A 14,339-nucleotide genomic window follows, 5' to 3' on the forward strand; every position below is an offset into this window, starting at 1 on the left:
ATCTCACTGTTAATTATTTTTTTCAATGAAAAAAAGACGCTTTGTAAAATTTTTAATATTTCTTCTTTTATTCTAAAGAAAAAGACTGGTGAACAAGATCATTCATCAGTCTTTTTGGTAGTGTTACGATTGATGGCGTTGGTATGTCTCAAAATCATGTGGATATGGATTATCATCGTTAACAGAGCCTTCGCTGGTACTAACAATATTCCACTCTCCCCAATCAATATAAGGAAAATAAGTATCTCCTTCAAATGTTGATTGAATCAACGTACGATATAATACATCAGTGTGAGGCAAGAATGTTTTATAAATCTCACCACCACCAGTGATAAAAGTAATCCCATCAAATTCTTCGGCATATTTCAATACATCATCTACCGAATGCATGACAATCGCACCATTTCCATCATAAGATTGGTCTGATGTTAACACGATGGTTTGACGGTTAGGCAATAGATTTTTACCCATCCCTTCAAACGTTTTTCTTCCCATCACAATCGTATTATTTTCCGTCATTTGTTTGAAAAATTGTAAGTCATCTGGTAAATACCACGGTAATTTATCATCTTTCCCAATTAATCCATTTTCATCTTGAGCCCATATAGCTGCTATCATATTTCTTTATTTCCTCCCAAATTTCCCCTACACCGCAATTGGTGCCTTAATACTCGGATGTGGCTGGTATCCTTCAATTTTTATATCATCCATTTCAAAATCAAATACAGATACTTTTTCTTTATTTAACCATAGCGTTGGCAACTCTCGTGTTTCTCGTGACAGTTGTTCGTTCATCTGTTCTATGTGATTGTTATACAAATGAGCATCCCCTAATGTATGAACAAATTCACCTACTTCTAAATTTGTTTCATGTGCAATTAAATGGGTTAATAAAGCATAACTTGCAATATTAAACGGAACACCTAAAAAGACGTCTGCACTACGTTGATATAATTGACAACTTAATTTTCCATCTGCTACATAAAATTGGAATAATGTGTGACATGGTGGTAAAGCCATTGATGGCACATCTTCTGGATTCCATGCTGACACGATTAATCGTCTAGAGTCCGGAGTGTGTCGAATCATGTCAATCACATCTTGTAATTGATCGATAGTGTCTCCTGTTGACGTTTTCCAACGACGCCACTGAGAACCATAAATATTTCCTAATTCGCCATATTTCTCAGCAAATTCATCATCCTTTAACATTTTTTCTCTAAAAGAAGCCATCTCTTTTTGGTACGCTTGATTGAATTCTTCATCTACTAAACATCGACGACCAAAATCTGTCATGTCAGGTCCAGTGTATTCCTCGCTTTTAACATAGCGTTCAAACGCCCACTCGTCCCAAATATGATTGTTATTTTCTAACAAATATTTAATATTTGTATCACCTTTAAGAAACCATAACAATTCACTCTTCACTAAAGAAAATGGAATACGTTTGGTTGTCAACAGAGGAAATCCTTGACTTAAATCAAAACGCATTTGGTAACCAAAAAGACTTTTTGTCCCAGTACCTGTACGATCAGTCTTTTCATGACCTTTATTTAATATCTCTCGGCCTAATTCTAAATATGCTTCTTCCATAATTACCCCTCAAACAATTATTTATTAATCAGCAAATTCACTAAGATATTCCCATCTCTCAAGTTTTTCTTCAAGAGTTTGTTCGGTAGTTGTTAGTGTCGCTTGCAAATCTTGTAATTTTATAGCATCACTACTATTGTCTAACATTTGTTCGTTCAACGACTCAATATTTTCTTCTAATTGGGCAATATCTTCTTCAATTGTGTCCCATTCAATTTTTTCTTTATAAGTCAATTTCTTTTTTTTACCATCATTAGATACTACTTTATCAACTTTTTTAGTTAGAGTTGATTTAGTTTTCTCAACTGACTCTTGCTCATCTGTCTGCTCAACATAATCACTCATTGAGCCATAAAAAGTAGTCATGTTACCTTGGCCTTTAAAAATGAGTAACTTATCCATTGTCTTATCTAAAAAATAACGATCATGACTGACAGCAATGACTGCGCCTGGAAAATCAGACAAATAATCTTCCAAAATAGTCAATGTTTCAACATCTAGATCATTCGTTGGCTCATCTAATAATAACACATTTGGTTGTTGGATTAAAATGCTAAGTAAGTACAGACGGCGTTTCTCGCCACCTGACAATTTACTAATCAATGTCCCATGCACATTTCTTGGAAATAAAAATCGCTCTAACATCTCTGTGACACTAATCACTGTACCATCTTGTTGTTTTACTTCTTCAGCAATTTCTTGTAAATAAGAAATAATGCGTTTGCTTTCATCTAATGTATCATTGGTTTGGGTATAATACCCAATGTTGACCGTTTCTCCTAACTCAATCACACCACTATCCAACGTTAAATTCCCAGCAATAAGATTTAGCAAGGTTGATTTTCCAGAACCATTTGCTCCTGTAATGCCCAATCGTTCATTAGCTTGGACTAACAGTTCAAAGTCTTTTAAAATAACTTGATTAGCTATTTTAAAATTAGCGTGTTCTATTTCAATGACTTTTTTACCTAATCGTTTTGTACCAGCTGAAAATTCTAAGGTTCCTTTATCACTTGAACCACTTACTTTATCTTTCAAATCATTAAAACGATTAATTCTAGCTTGTTGTTTCGTTCCACGAGCTTTTACGCCAGCTCGCATCCAAGCAAGTTCTTGCTTAAATAGTTGTTTATTTTTGTGTAGGCTTTTCTTTTCTTGTTCTTCACGTTCTGCTCGTTGCAATAAATAAGCTTGATAATTTCCTGTGTATTCGTGTAATGTTCCATCAGCTAATTCAAATATTCGATTCGTCACACGATCTAAAAAGTAGCGATCATGTGTGATCACGATGAGTGACCCTTGATAATGATTCAGATAGTCTTCTAGCCATTGAATCGTTTCATAATCTAAATGGTTGGTTGGTTCATCTAACAGAAGTAAATCAGGTGATTGAATTAAGACTTGTGCCAATCCTAGTCGTTTTTGTTGTCCACCAGAGAGCTCTGATACTTTTTTATCTAAAAATAAGATGCCTAATTTATTTAAAATGGTTTTAGCACTTGTCTCAGCTAACCAAGCATCTTCTTTATTCATTGCTTCTTCAGCTTTTTCGTAAGCTTTTTGTACTGCTGGATTTTCTCCATCTTGTGCCAAATCAACCAATGCTTTCTCATATGAACGAATGGCCTTCATAACAGGTGTATCATCATCAAAAACAGCATCTAATACTGAAATATCTTCAGAAAAGATGGTATCTTGAGAGAGGTAACCAATTTTATAATCATTTGGGTAATCAATCGATCCTTTTTCTGCATGATCTTTTCCTGATAAAATCTTAATCAACGTTGATTTACCTGTTCCATTAATTCCGATTAATCCAATACGATCTTTTTCTCTTATTAAAAAAGAAACATCATCTAATAATTGTTTTGTTCCGTAATTTTTATCTAAATTATCTGCTCGTAACAGCTTCATTTGATCACCCGTCTCTATTTAATCCTAATCAGTTTATCAGATTTATCTTCCCTTCACAAGTTGATATCGTATGTGGTACTTGGTAATATAAATGATAAAAACACTTCACAGAAAGTCTTTTATGACTTTCTGCGAAGTGTTTTTATTTATTAATTTGTTTCAATTAAACCATATTTGCCATCTTTACGTTTGTAAACAATGCTTGTTCCATTTGTTTCTGCATCTTCAAAAATAAAGAAGTTATGACCTAACATGTTCATTTGTAATACTGCTTCTTCGCTATCCATAGGTTTTAATGATAAACGTTTTGTTCGAACAATTTCTAAATCTGGTTCGTCATTTTGTTCTGTAGAATCACTTGGAGCAAATACCATTTCTTTGGTTACATCTAAGGCAGTCTCTCTTGATTTACGGTTAATTTTTGTTTTGTATTTTCTAATTTGTCGCTCCAATTTGTCGACCACTAAATCAATACTTCCGTATAAATCTGGAGAAGTTTCTTCAGCTCTAAGTACTAAGTATGGTAATGGAATAGTTACTTCCACTTTAGCATTTTTATCAGAATAAACTTTTAAATTAACATGTGCTGTTGATTCAGGCACATTTGTAAAATATTTTTCTAATTTGCCAATTTTTTTCTCTACATATTCTCTTATGGCTTGAGTAACTTCAATGTTCTCGCCTCTTACATTGTATCTAAACATAACTATTACCCCTTTCATCTATCACTAAAACTAAAAAGATAAGAACATTTAGGTCTTGATTAACTACTCTTATCTTTCTTAACCTTATTATATCGAACTTATCATAAAATGACAAACACTTTGATAGAAAACGCTTCATTATTTTCACCTTGCTAAGGAAAACGTTATGACTTTTTTGGCATGTTTACTCAAAAGATAACGTTTTGCCTGTAATATCGTACTTCCTGTTGTGTAAACATCATCAACTAAAATAATCGTTTTTTGATGGATAATATCTTGGTCAGATTGATTTATGTAAAACGAATGAATCGTTTTAAGACGTTCTTCTTTTGTTTTGCCTGATTGTTTCCTCGTGTGTCTTCTTTTTTTTAATATCGGATCATAATCAACACGTGCATCCTCTAACAGTTTTTCTACTTGATGAAACCCACGATCAGCTAATCGTTTTTTAGATAAAGGAATGGGGATAACCATATCATAAGTCAACCGTTTAAACACCTGATTAATATCAGAACTAAAAGCTTTTGCTAGTGTACGATTTCCTTGAAATTTATAACTGGTCATAAATTCACTCATAGCCTCATTGTACTCATATAACACATAATGTGACTCCAACACCATTTCGTTGGTTTTCCAGTATTGACAATCCTCGCATATCATTTCTTTTGATATTTTTTTACAATAAACACATCTCTGTTCAATCGACGAATCAATTAACTTAAATTGATTAAGACATGTTTCACAACAATGATTCTTAACTTGACTTCCTAATAATAATTCTCGAAATGCTAATTGGTTCTTTAACAGACTCTGACACAACACACATTTCATCTTTTAGCCTCTTTGTTCATGTGTTTAATTTCTTTTATAGCCGACATAATGGTTTGATTTTTTCCTTCATGTAAAAAGATGACGTTTCCACTTGGATAATCAATACTTCGACCCACACGCCCTGAAATTTGCACTAAACTCGCACGGTTAAATACTCGGTGATCAGCACAAACTACCATGACAGAAATATTTTTAAACGTTACCCCTCGTTCTAAAATCGTTGTACTTAATAATAAATCAATCTCTCCTTCTCTCATTTGTTTCACTACTTTTTCTCTATCACGCGATGATGCATGTACCATTGCAACCTGTTTTTCCTGCCATGTTTTCTTGATAATAGGATAAACCATAGACATTAAAGCAATATCCGGAAAGAAAAGAATATAAGATTGATCACTTGCTTCTATTTCTATCCTCATTTTTTGAGGTAATTTTCCTTTCCGTAAATTTGTGGCTAAATTCCGACAATAGATTGTTTTAGGAACAGGCAAGTCTTGTCCATGAAACCGTTTAGCCAAAATACTTTTTTCCGTATTAGAATAATTCTCTAGTCTTGGATTACTCGTAGCAGTTAGAAAAACAAAACATCCCTTTTTTTCTAATGACTGTTTTGCTACATACTGTAATTCATCAGAATGAACATAAGGAAACGCATCTGCTTCATCTATAACCAACACATCAAAATAACGATAAAAACGCATAAGTTGATGTGTCGTACAAATAATGAAAGATGCGCCATTATATGTTTGAGACGAGTGGCCATATAACAAATTTATTTCCGTATCTTGAAATGCCTCTTTCATTCTAGGATACAATTCTAAACACACATCAATGCGTGGTGTTGCTATTCCAATAACTTTTCCATCTGTCAACACTTGCTCTATTAAAGGAAATAGCATCTCTGTTTTACCAGCTCCTGTCACAGCATGAACAAAATGATGTCGTTTACGACGGTAAGAATCCAGTATTTCTTGAGAGATGCATGCTTGCTGTTTAGTTAGTTCCCCTTGCCAAAAGCAATGCGTTTTTTGTGACTTTTTTTGAGGGATTTTTGGGATACGATATAAATAATTTTCACTTGTAATCCTTCCCATATTAAGACAATAATCACAATAAAAGCCACCATTTATCTGACAAGAATCTTGATCATTGACATGCCCACAACGACGACAGATAATATTTTTTTTATCATACGTCATCGCTTTAACTTTTTTTATGCTATTATCCTTTTTTAAGTATTTTCTTAATGGATGAGGTATTTCTTGTTTTAATAACTGACGTCCCTGCAATGTTTTATACAATATTATCTCCTCCTATAAATAATCTACGCATTATACTAGTGACTCACTTTTAAATAGACTATAATAAGGATAAATTTGATTATAGAAAGGGTATAATTATGAAGAAAAAATTTGTTATTGAATCTTTAGATGGTAATACAGATTTAAATGGTGTTATCTGGCATACTTCTACTAAAAAACCAAAAGCAATCTTACAAGTCGTACATGGAATGGCAGAGTACATCGAACGATATGAACCATTAGCTCACTATTTATCTGCTCATGACATACTAGTCATTGGACATGATCACCTAGGTCATGGTGAATCAGTTGATATGGATAATCCTCTACATGGTTTTTTCTGTGAAGGTGACAGTGCCTCTATTGTAGTGGAGGATACTTTTCAAATTACTCAATATGCAAAAAGTCGTTATCCAGATACTCCTTTGTTTATTTTAGGTCATAGTATGGGATCATTTGTGGTGAGAAACTATTTAAAAAAATACTCACATCTTGTTAAAGGCGCTATTTTAATGGGTACGACTAACCGACGTAAAGAGATAAGTTTGGGGGTTAAAATGGCAAAAGGATTGAATACAGTCTCTCCTAAGACAAAAAATCCTGCTATGGATAAATTATTGTTTGGCTCATTTAATCAAGGGTTTAAACCAGCTCATTCTCCTTTTAGTTGGTTATCTAAAAACCCTGATAACGTTGAATCTTACGAACAAGATGAACAGTGTGGGTTTATTTTTACAAATAATGGGTACTATACACTTCTTTCTCTTATGGATGACGCCACAAAAAAACATTGGTTTATAACCATCCAACGTGATTTGCCCGTGTTAATCATTAGCGGCGAAAAAGATCCTGTTGGAAACTATGGAAAAGGCCCTAGAAAATTAGCTCTAGAATTGAGTGACAATTACTTTAAGGATGTCACACTTCGTTTGTATAATGATTTAAGACATGAAATACTGAACGAGAAAGAATCGCTAGATGTCACATTAGATATTTATGATTGGATGTGTCACCGACTATAGAAAAAAGCATGACTTTTCTATTATTGAAATGTCATGCTTTTATTTTATTCTTTTTCTTTAAAGGTTGATAAAATATCATCTAGTCCTTGAATAGTCACTTCTTTTGGATTTTCTTCACTTGTCCATGCACCAAGATTGATAAAATAATCAGGTGTTTCTATCAAATAAATTCGATAGGTTAAGACACGATTTTTATTATCTTTCATTTCAACACCAAGATAATAGGCATCCCACCCATTTAGTTCTTTTTTTTCTGGTTCAATCACAACAGTCGCGTTAGCATCACTTAATTTTTTTAAATAGTCTGTTTTATAGTCCTCTAACGTCTTATTTCCTTTTTCTTCAAATCCCGCAGACATAAATGACTTAGAATCTTTGTTTCCCAATAAAAAAGCAATGGACTTATCACTGTTTGGAAATTTACGCCAACCATCAAGCATGTTAAACTGATATTGATGATGATCATACTCTAAGGTATAAACAAGTTTATCTTTTTTATTAATGTCACTTGTCATATCTGTACTTGAGTTATGTGTGGTGTCATTCTTTGTAGATGTACAGGCACTTAAGACGAATACCATCACTAACACTAACAATCCTATTCGTTTTTTTTGCATAATCATTCTCCTTTTAAAACATTTTATTAAATTAATTTTTTGGGGGTTACCTATATGCTATTAAATTACTATACCATAAAACAAGATGGCGATTATGAAATCGTCATAAAGAAATCGTCTTTTATCTGCCACTTAAGGCGAATAGAAACAGAAGATGAAGCAAAAGAAATCATTCAACAAATAAAAAAAGAACATTGGAAAGCTAATCATAATTGTGTCGCTTATGTTCTTGGAGATAAACAAGAAATCCAACGTTCTAGTGATGACGGTGAACCAAGTGGAACAGCAGGTGTACCGATGCTGGAAGTGTTAAAGGTAAAAGAACTACGAAATGTTTTGGCTGTTGTTACAAGATACTTTGGTGGTACAAAACTTGGTGCTGGTGGCTTGATTCGTGCTTATAGTTCATCTGTTTCTGAAGCCATTGAGCACATCGGGTTAGTCGAAGGAAAATTGCAACAAGAGATGATTGTGACAGTGGACTATTCCATCCATGGTAAGTTAGAACATTTTCTAACTAATCACCCCGAATACATCCTTAGCGACACCGAATTTAGCGATACAGTTACCTTACATATTATGGTAGATGAAGTCAGTGTGACAACTTTTGAAGAAAGTATTACAAACCTACTGAATGCTCAATTTTCATTAAAAAAAGGGGAGTTAGACTACTGTGAGGTTCCAATAAATAAATCCTAGAGCATTATTGCTCCAGGATTTATTTTTCTAAGTAAAATTCAAAACGCTCACCTGCGTATTGACTTCTAACGTATTCAAATGGTGTACCATTATCAAAATAAGATACTTGTCGTAAACGTAAGACTGCATCACCTTTTTTCAATTCTAAATAATGCGCGATTTTTTCAGATGCATTTAGCGCAGATATCGTTTGAGAAGATTTTCCAATCACTCCATGTCCTTGACTAGCCATTACGTTATATAAAGAACGTGTGATTTCCTCTTTACTAAAATCTTCAATCAAATGATGAGGAATGCTTGCTACTTCAAAACAAATCGGTATATCATCTGAATAACGTATTCGTTCCATTTTTAAAATCTTTTGATCTTTGGTCAATCGTAGTTTTTCCATTTCACTGGAGCTTGGTGCAGTCACAAAGTAAGACAGTGTTTTACTAGAAGGTTGGCTTCCCTGAGAACGAATAATATCTGAAAAACTAGTCGTTCCTATCATCGTCTCTTGTACTTTTTGCCTTGCAATATAAGTACCGGAACCAATTTTTCTCTCCAGTATTCCCTCGTCTGCTAACGTTTGAATAGCCTGTCTTAGTGTCATACGACTCACACCAAATACTTCAGACAATTCCCTTTCAGAAGGTAACCTGTCACCAATCTTCCAGATACCATCTTCTATTTCTTGTTTTATCTTATCATGTATCTGAATATAAACAGGTAACTTTGGAGTCATTTATTCACGTCCTTTTAAATGTCATTATCTATATTATAGCTATTTTTATAATCAATGACAACATTATATATCATAACGAAATAAAATAAAAAAAGGAGTAGTTTCCTACTCCCAATAACTTAATGACTAATTAATAATGACTTTTTGCACGCCATTTACGTTGATTTTGCTTCAATTTTTCATTTTTAGTTGGTGCATCGTATTCTTTTGTTGGAAATACCATTTGAGCTTTGTCTTTGATAGTTTCCATTACTTCATTACTTGATAAAATGTCACGATATTCTAGAATTTGAGATACTAATTTTTCAGATAATTCGCCCATGTGATTAAATCTCCTTTATAGTTAAGTTAATATACCTTTATCATACCACAAAAGAAAATAAAAAAAAATCCAACACCGATTTCAGTGCTAGATAATACTGGGCTAGCTGGATTCGAACCAACGAGTGACGGAGTCAAAGTCCGTTGCCTTACCGCTTGGCTATAGCCCATTAATAAAAATGGAGGGGGGCAGATTCGAACTGCCGAACCCGAAGGAGCGGATTTACAGTCCGCCGCGTTTAGCCACTTCGCTACCCCTCCGTATCAATCAAGTTTACCAACCCGACTTCCATATAATAACGAATTTCAAAAAAAAAATCAAGTACTTTTTTAATTTTTTTTAATTATTTAAATTCCAATATTTTAATGCTTCCTCGTAGGCATCGTCTTGTGTTTTGTATACCCCTAAAATACCATCTGTCGTTTCAACTTCAAATTTTTTATCTGACAATTTTGTTACTTTTCCAATTACTTTTTTTCCAATTAACAATTCATCATGAGTTGTTAATTCTTTGATTTCAACTTCAACTGGTTTATTTTTTTTCATCTGTAATATTTCAGTCCTTTCATGCATCGAACTCATATAGAATACCATATATTTTTGCCTTTGTTAAGAGAAAAAGAAGCTTTTCAGCTTCTTTCAGTCTCTAAACACATAATAACGTCATACTGATTGTCAATCAGTGATTTTTCTAATTTAGTGGCATTTTTTTCGACAACTTGTATCACGACAATAACATTCTTTTCTTGACGATACACAACAATCTGAACGATATTAAACTTATCTTGAGCTAATACTTTTGTTAAATCAGCTAATACACCTGGATGATCGTCTTTAATTGAAATCGCAACACGTGTCCCATTCTCTCCATAACCAGTAATAGCTAAAAAAGCATCAAATGCATCTGTACTAGTGATAATACCTTGAATAGTCCTGTTGACATCCACAACAGGCAACACACCAATATTATACTCACGCATAATTTTAATCGCTTCTTCAATAAATTCATCGGCTTTGATAGTATGAACGTCTTTGATCATCACATCAGCCACTGTCATTTTATTTAATAAATAATTGACTTCATACACACTTAAACTTGTTGCTTTTGAGGGCATGGCTTCTTGAATCGTTCCTTCAGTTACTAAGCCTACTAATTGATTATTTTTTATGACTGGTAAACGATGAATATTTTTTTGTTTCATTAAATCCATCGCTTCAAACACAGGTGTCTCAGGGGAAATCGTAATCACTTCTGTTGACATATAGTCTCTTACTAACATAACTCTATCCTCCTAAATATGCTTTCTGTACTTCTTCACTTTCTAACAGCTCTTTACCGCTTCCTTTAAGCACTACTTGACCCGTTTCTAATACATATCCTCTATCAGAAAGTTTCAAAGCCATGTTGGCATTTTGTTCGATTAAAAGAATGGTTGTTCCTTGTTTGTTAATCCGTTCGATAATATGAAAAATCTCACGAATAAAGATAGGTGCTAATCCCATTGATGGTTCGTCAAGTAAAAGTAAATCAGGTTTCGTCATCAACGCTCGCCCCATAGCAAGCATTTGTTGTTCTCCACCTGAAAGTGTTGCGGCATCTTGTTTTAATCTTTCTTTCAATACAGGGAATGTCTCAAAAATATAATCTAAAATTTCTTTTTTCTCATCATGATTATTATGAATAAAGCCACCAAGCTCCAAGTTTTCCATAACCGTCATCCCAGCAAAAATATGACGTCCTTCTGGAACTTGGACTAAACCACTTTTCACAATAGCCGGAGCTGATTTTTTCGTTAGATCTTCATTATTAAATGTCATCGAACCACCTGAAGGTTTTACTAAACCCGATAAACTTTTTAGAATGGTCGTTTTTCCAGCACCATTAGCCCCAATTAAACTAACGATTTCACCCTTATTTACTTCAAAGGACACATCTTTTACTGCTTGAATCATGCCATAATGTACCGATAAATTTTCAACTTTTAACATTACTCTTCACCACCTAAATACGCCTGAATAACGCGTTTGTCTTGCTTAATTTCTTCTGGTGTTCCAGAAGCAATTAACGCCCCATACTCTAATACATATAGTCTCTCACAGACTTCCATAACTAATGACATATCATGTTCAATCAATACAATTGTCAACCTAAATTCTTTTTGAATTCGTTTAATTAATTGCGTCAATTCTTCCGTTTCTTGTGGGTTCATTCCAGCGGCTGGCTCATCTAAAAATAAAATGCTCGGTTTTGTGGCTAACGCTCGGACGATTTCCAAGCGACGTTGTTCTCCATAAGGTAAATTTTTTGCTAAATTATCTTTCTTGTCTTCTAATTCAAACAAACCTAATAATTTTGTTGCTTCTTCTATCATTTTATCTTCTTTTTTATAAAAAGAAGGCAAACGTAACATACCAGATAGTACACTTTCTTTAGCATTAGCTGTCATAGCAATTAATACATTATCAAGAACTGTTAGATCTTTAAACAAGCGAATATTTTGAAACGTTCGACTAATACCTAATTGTGCAATTTTAAATGGGGAAATACCATTTAACGTCATTGTCTTACTGTCATGTGTTAATTCAATACTTCCAGAACTCGGCTCATATACGCCTGTTATCAGGTTAAAAAGTGTTGTCTTACCAGCACCATTAGGTCCGATTAAACCAATCAACTCATTATCACCAAAATGTAAATTTAAATCTTGAATGGCAGCTAATCCACCAAAATTCTTTGTCAAATGACTAATGTTTAACTCAGACATGTTGTTTACCTCCTTTACTCAATAATTTTTTCACTGAAAATTCTTTTGTTCCTAATAAGCCTGAAGGTTTAAAAATCATGATGATAACTAAAGCAAAGGCATAGATAATCATACGGATTGCACCAAAATCTTGTAGGTACATATTCAACATACCAAGTAAAACGGCCGCTACAACAGTCCCTGTCATACTTCCAACTCCACCAAATACTACAATGATTAGAATATCAATTGATTTCATAAAATCAAAGTTCCCTGGCACAATCGTTTGAACATAACTTGAATACATACCACCAGCAACAGCTGCGGTCATGGCACCAATCACAAAGGCAACCACTTTATACTTCGTAACATTGACACCCATAGACTCTGCTGCGATTAGATTTTCACGAACAGATAAGGTTGCTCTACCTGCTGCGCTATGAATATAATTTGTAATCAAAATCAATGTGATACAAACAAATAAATAAACCATTGACCATGTAACAAAAGGAGGAATACCAAATAATCCGGCGGGACCATTAGTGATTTGATCCATATTCATAATCAATGAGCGAATAATTTCAGATACACCTAATGTTGCAATGGCTAAGTAGTCACCAGAAAGACGCAGAGTTGGAATACCAACGAGTAATGCGACAATTCCTGAAAGAATACAGCCTAAAACTAATCCAATTAAAAACCCAACAATTGACGGCATCTTTATTGTCATAATTGCCGTTGTATAGGCTCCAATCGCCATAAATCCTGCATGTCCCAAAGAAAATTGACCAGAAATACCAATAACTAAGTTAAGTCCTGCCGCTAGAATAATGTTGATACCAATCATTACTAGTGTTGTTTCGACAACAGGTGACATCAATCCAGTTGAGTAAGTTATTGCCAGAATGGCAAAAATAACAACCATTATTGCTAACCAAATACCATTTATTTTCAATCGTTCTTTCATTGTTATCACCTACACTTTTTCCTTAATATTTTTACCTAGTAATCCAGACGGTTTAACGAGTAACACAATAATTAAAATCAAGTAAACGACTGCATCTCGATAAGCAGTAAACCCTAAAGCACTGACCACTGTTTCAATAATTCCAATGGCAAATCCTCCTAATGCCGCTCCTGGAATAATACCGATTCCTCCAAATACAGCCGCAATAAAAGCTTTAAGTCCCGGAGCAACACCCATCATTGGATCAATACTATTATAGTAAAGTCCAATTAGCACACCACCTGCTGCTGCTAGTGAGGAGCCAAGTGCAAAAGTAAACGAAATGGTATAATTTACATTTATACCCATTAATTGAGCTGCTTCAGGATCGACACTTGCCGCACGCATTGCACGCCCCATTTTTGTTTGTTGAACAATAAATTGTAATAAAAGCATTAAAAATAGTGATGTCACGATAATGACAATTTGAATTTTACTAATTTGAAAAATTCCTAAATCATAGGTTATATTTTTCATTAATTGTGGATAAGGTCTTGTATCTGCTCCCACAAAGTAAATCATTAATGATTGCAGTAAGAATGATACCCCTATCGCTGTAATAAGCGCTGCAATACGTGTTGAATTTCTAAGCGGACGATATGCTAAAAATTCAATCAACATCCCTAAAATCGCACAGATAATCATAGATGTTAAAAGTGTTAAAACTAAGCCAAAACCAAAGTTATTAGCCACATAGTACCCAATAAAGGCACCAAGCATATATATTTCACCATGAGCAAAATTAATTAATTTTATAATGCCATACACCATTGTATACCCTAGAGCTAATAGTGCGTAAATACTTCCTAATGAGAGTCCATTGACTAATTGTTGAAGGACATTCATTGTTTCCCCTCCT

Annotated in this window: 17 protein-coding genes and 2 tRNA genes; 2 read left to right on the plus strand and 17 right to left on the minus strand. The window is 33.8% G+C overall.

Going from position 1 to position 14,339, the window contains the following annotated elements; all coding sequences use genetic code 11:
* Positions 1-123 precede the first annotated feature (123 nt).
* The 6 genes from G314FT_RS08775 to G314FT_RS08800 form a co-directional block, all read right to left on the minus strand.
* Positions 124-618, minus strand: a complete 495-nt coding sequence (locus tag G314FT_RS08775) for a dihydrofolate reductase (RefSeq protein ID WP_257700672.1) — start codon at positions 616-618, stop codon at positions 124-126.
* 27 nt (positions 619-645) lie between these two features.
* A complete protein-coding gene (locus G314FT_RS08780; protein WP_257700677.1) occupies positions 646-1,593 on the minus strand; it encodes a thymidylate synthase in 948 nt (315 codons plus the stop codon).
* A 24-nt stretch (positions 1,594-1,617) separates the two neighbouring features.
* Positions 1,618-3,507: an ABC-F family ATP-binding cassette domain-containing protein gene (locus tag G314FT_RS08785; RefSeq protein ID WP_257700679.1), complete on the minus strand. Its 1,890-nt coding sequence runs from the start codon at positions 3,505-3,507 to the stop codon at positions 1,618-1,620.
* A gap of 149 nt (positions 3,508-3,656) precedes the next feature.
* Positions 3,657-4,211, minus strand: coding sequence for a ribosome hibernation-promoting factor, HPF/YfiA family (gene hpf / locus G314FT_RS08790; RefSeq protein WP_257700688.1), 555 nt, complete (start codon positions 4,209-4,211; stop codon positions 3,657-3,659).
* A 144-nt stretch (positions 4,212-4,355) separates the two neighbouring features.
* Positions 4,356-5,042, minus strand: a complete 687-nt coding sequence (locus G314FT_RS08795; RefSeq protein WP_257700690.1) for a ComF family protein — start codon at positions 5,040-5,042, stop codon at positions 4,356-4,358.
* Positions 5,039-6,343 (minus strand): ATP-dependent helicase ComFA, encoded by a 1,305-nt coding sequence (locus G314FT_RS08800; protein ID WP_257700692.1) that lies wholly within the window; start codon positions 6,341-6,343, stop codon positions 5,039-5,041. Before G314FT_RS08800 ends, G314FT_RS08795 begins: the two co-directional genes overlap by 4 nt.
* A 98-nt stretch (positions 6,344-6,441) precedes the next feature.
* On the opposite strand from G314FT_RS08800, the gene G314FT_RS08805 reads away from it, so the two are divergent.
* Positions 6,442-7,365, plus strand: a complete 924-nt coding sequence (locus tag G314FT_RS08805; protein WP_257700694.1) for a lysophospholipase — start codon at positions 6,442-6,444, stop codon at positions 7,363-7,365.
* 44 nt (positions 7,366-7,409) lie between these two features.
* Here G314FT_RS08805 and G314FT_RS08810 read toward each other — a convergent pair whose 3' ends face one another.
* On the minus strand, positions 7,410-7,982 hold the full coding sequence (locus G314FT_RS08810) for a hypothetical protein (protein WP_257700695.1): 573 nt from the start codon (positions 7,980-7,982) through the stop codon (positions 7,410-7,412).
* A 54-nt stretch (positions 7,983-8,036) separates the two neighbouring features.
* Between G314FT_RS08810 and G314FT_RS08815 the strand changes: the two genes are divergently transcribed.
* A complete protein-coding gene (locus G314FT_RS08815; RefSeq protein ID WP_257700697.1) occupies positions 8,037-8,681 on the plus strand; it encodes a YigZ family protein in 645 nt (214 codons plus the stop codon).
* Between the two features lie 19 nt (positions 8,682-8,700).
* Here G314FT_RS08815 and G314FT_RS08820 read toward each other — a convergent pair whose 3' ends face one another.
* The 10 genes from G314FT_RS08820 to G314FT_RS08865 form a co-directional block, all read right to left on the minus strand.
* On the minus strand, positions 8,701-9,408 hold the full coding sequence (locus G314FT_RS08820) for a GntR family transcriptional regulator (RefSeq protein WP_257700699.1): 708 nt from the start codon (positions 9,406-9,408) through the stop codon (positions 8,701-8,703).
* A 130-nt stretch (positions 9,409-9,538) separates the two neighbouring features.
* Positions 9,539-9,730 (minus strand): hypothetical protein, encoded by a 192-nt coding sequence (locus tag G314FT_RS08825; protein WP_257700708.1) that lies wholly within the window; start codon positions 9,728-9,730, stop codon positions 9,539-9,541.
* Positions 9,731-9,827: 97 nt separating this feature from the next.
* Positions 9,828-9,899 (minus strand) — tRNA-Gln (locus G314FT_RS08830).
* A gap of 10 nt (positions 9,900-9,909) precedes the next feature.
* Positions 9,910-9,990: transfer RNA gene (locus tag G314FT_RS08835), tRNA-Tyr, on the minus strand.
* A 79-nt stretch (positions 9,991-10,069) separates the two neighbouring features.
* Positions 10,070-10,276: a DUF2969 family protein gene (locus tag G314FT_RS08840; protein ID WP_257700710.1), complete on the minus strand. Its 207-nt coding sequence runs from the start codon at positions 10,274-10,276 to the stop codon at positions 10,070-10,072.
* Positions 10,277-10,359: 83 nt separating this feature from the next.
* Positions 10,360-11,010: a CBS and ACT domain-containing protein gene (locus tag G314FT_RS08845; RefSeq protein WP_257700711.1), complete on the minus strand. Its 651-nt coding sequence runs from the start codon at positions 11,008-11,010 to the stop codon at positions 10,360-10,362.
* Positions 11,011-11,014: 4 nt separating this feature from the next.
* The gene (locus tag G314FT_RS08850) at positions 11,015-11,719 is read right to left on the minus strand and encodes an ABC transporter ATP-binding protein (protein ID WP_257700720.1); all 705 of its coding nucleotides are present in this window, start codon (positions 11,717-11,719) and stop codon (positions 11,015-11,017) included.
* Positions 11,719-12,495, minus strand: coding sequence for an ABC transporter ATP-binding protein (locus G314FT_RS08855; protein WP_257700721.1), 777 nt, complete (start codon positions 12,493-12,495; stop codon positions 11,719-11,721). The genes G314FT_RS08850 and G314FT_RS08855 overlap by 1 nt, the downstream gene beginning before the upstream one ends.
* On the minus strand, positions 12,488-13,441 hold the full coding sequence (locus tag G314FT_RS08860; RefSeq protein WP_257700723.1) for a branched-chain amino acid ABC transporter permease: 954 nt from the start codon (positions 13,439-13,441) through the stop codon (positions 12,488-12,490). The genes G314FT_RS08855 and G314FT_RS08860 overlap by 8 nt, the downstream gene beginning before the upstream one ends.
* Before the next feature lie 9 nt (positions 13,442-13,450).
* Positions 13,451-14,326 carry a branched-chain amino acid ABC transporter permease gene (locus G314FT_RS08865; RefSeq protein ID WP_257700724.1) on the minus strand — a complete coding sequence of 292 codons (876 nt, stop codon included), beginning with the start codon at positions 14,324-14,326 and terminating at the stop codon, positions 13,451-13,453.
* Between the last annotated feature and the right edge of the window lie 13 nt (positions 14,327-14,339).

Origin of the sequence: Vagococcus luciliae (assembly GCF_024637875.1) — a bacterium.
Taxonomy (GTDB): domain Bacteria; phylum Bacillota; class Bacilli; order Lactobacillales; family Vagococcaceae; genus Vagococcus; species Vagococcus luciliae.

Bases quoted from the DNA above. Each gene is read 5' to 3' on its own strand.
- G314FT_RS08775 (WP_257700672.1), bottom strand. From the start codon at position 618: ATGATAGCAGCTATATGGGCTCAAGATGAAAATGGATTAATTGGGAAA.
- G314FT_RS08780 (WP_257700677.1), bottom strand. From the start codon at position 1,593: ATGGAAGAAGCATATTTAGAATTAGGCCGAGAGATATTAAATAAAGGT.
- G314FT_RS08785 (WP_257700679.1), bottom strand. From the start codon at position 3,507: ATGAAGCTGTTACGAGCAGATAATTTAGATAAAAATTACGGAACAAAA.
- hpf (WP_257700688.1), bottom strand. From the start codon at position 4,211: ATGTTTAGATACAATGTAAGAGGCGAGAACATTGAAGTTACTCAAGCC.
- G314FT_RS08795 (WP_257700690.1), bottom strand. From the start codon at position 5,042: ATGAAATGTGTGTTGTGTCAGAGTCTGTTAAAGAACCAATTAGCATTT.
- G314FT_RS08805 (WP_257700694.1), top strand. From the start codon at position 6,442: ATGAAGAAAAAATTTGTTATTGAATCTTTAGATGGTAATACAGATTTA.
- G314FT_RS08810 (WP_257700695.1), bottom strand. From the start codon at position 7,982: ATGCAAAAAAAACGAATAGGATTGTTAGTGTTAGTGATGGTATTCGTC.
- G314FT_RS08815 (WP_257700697.1), top strand. From the start codon at position 8,037: ATGCTATTAAATTACTATACCATAAAACAAGATGGCGATTATGAAATC.
- G314FT_RS08820 (WP_257700699.1), bottom strand. From the start codon at position 9,408: ATGACTCCAAAGTTACCTGTTTATATTCAGATACATGATAAGATAAAA.
- G314FT_RS08825 (WP_257700708.1), bottom strand. From the start codon at position 9,730: ATGGGCGAATTATCTGAAAAATTAGTATCTCAAATTCTAGAATATCGT.
- G314FT_RS08840 (WP_257700710.1), bottom strand. From the start codon at position 10,276: ATGAAAAAAAATAAACCAGTTGAAGTTGAAATCAAAGAATTAACAACT.
- G314FT_RS08845 (WP_257700711.1), bottom strand. From the start codon at position 11,010: ATGTTAGTAAGAGACTATATGTCAACAGAAGTGATTACGATTTCCCCT.
- G314FT_RS08850 (WP_257700720.1), bottom strand. From the start codon at position 11,719: ATGTTAAAAGTTGAAAATTTATCGGTACATTATGGCATGATTCAAGCA.
- G314FT_RS08855 (WP_257700721.1), bottom strand. From the start codon at position 12,495: ATGTCTGAGTTAAACATTAGTCATTTGACAAAGAATTTTGGTGGATTA.
- G314FT_RS08860 (WP_257700723.1), bottom strand. From the start codon at position 13,441: ATGAAAGAACGATTGAAAATAAATGGTATTTGGTTAGCAATAATGGTT.
- G314FT_RS08865 (WP_257700724.1), bottom strand. From the start codon at position 14,326: ATGAATGTCCTTCAACAATTAGTCAATGGACTCTCATTAGGAAGTATT.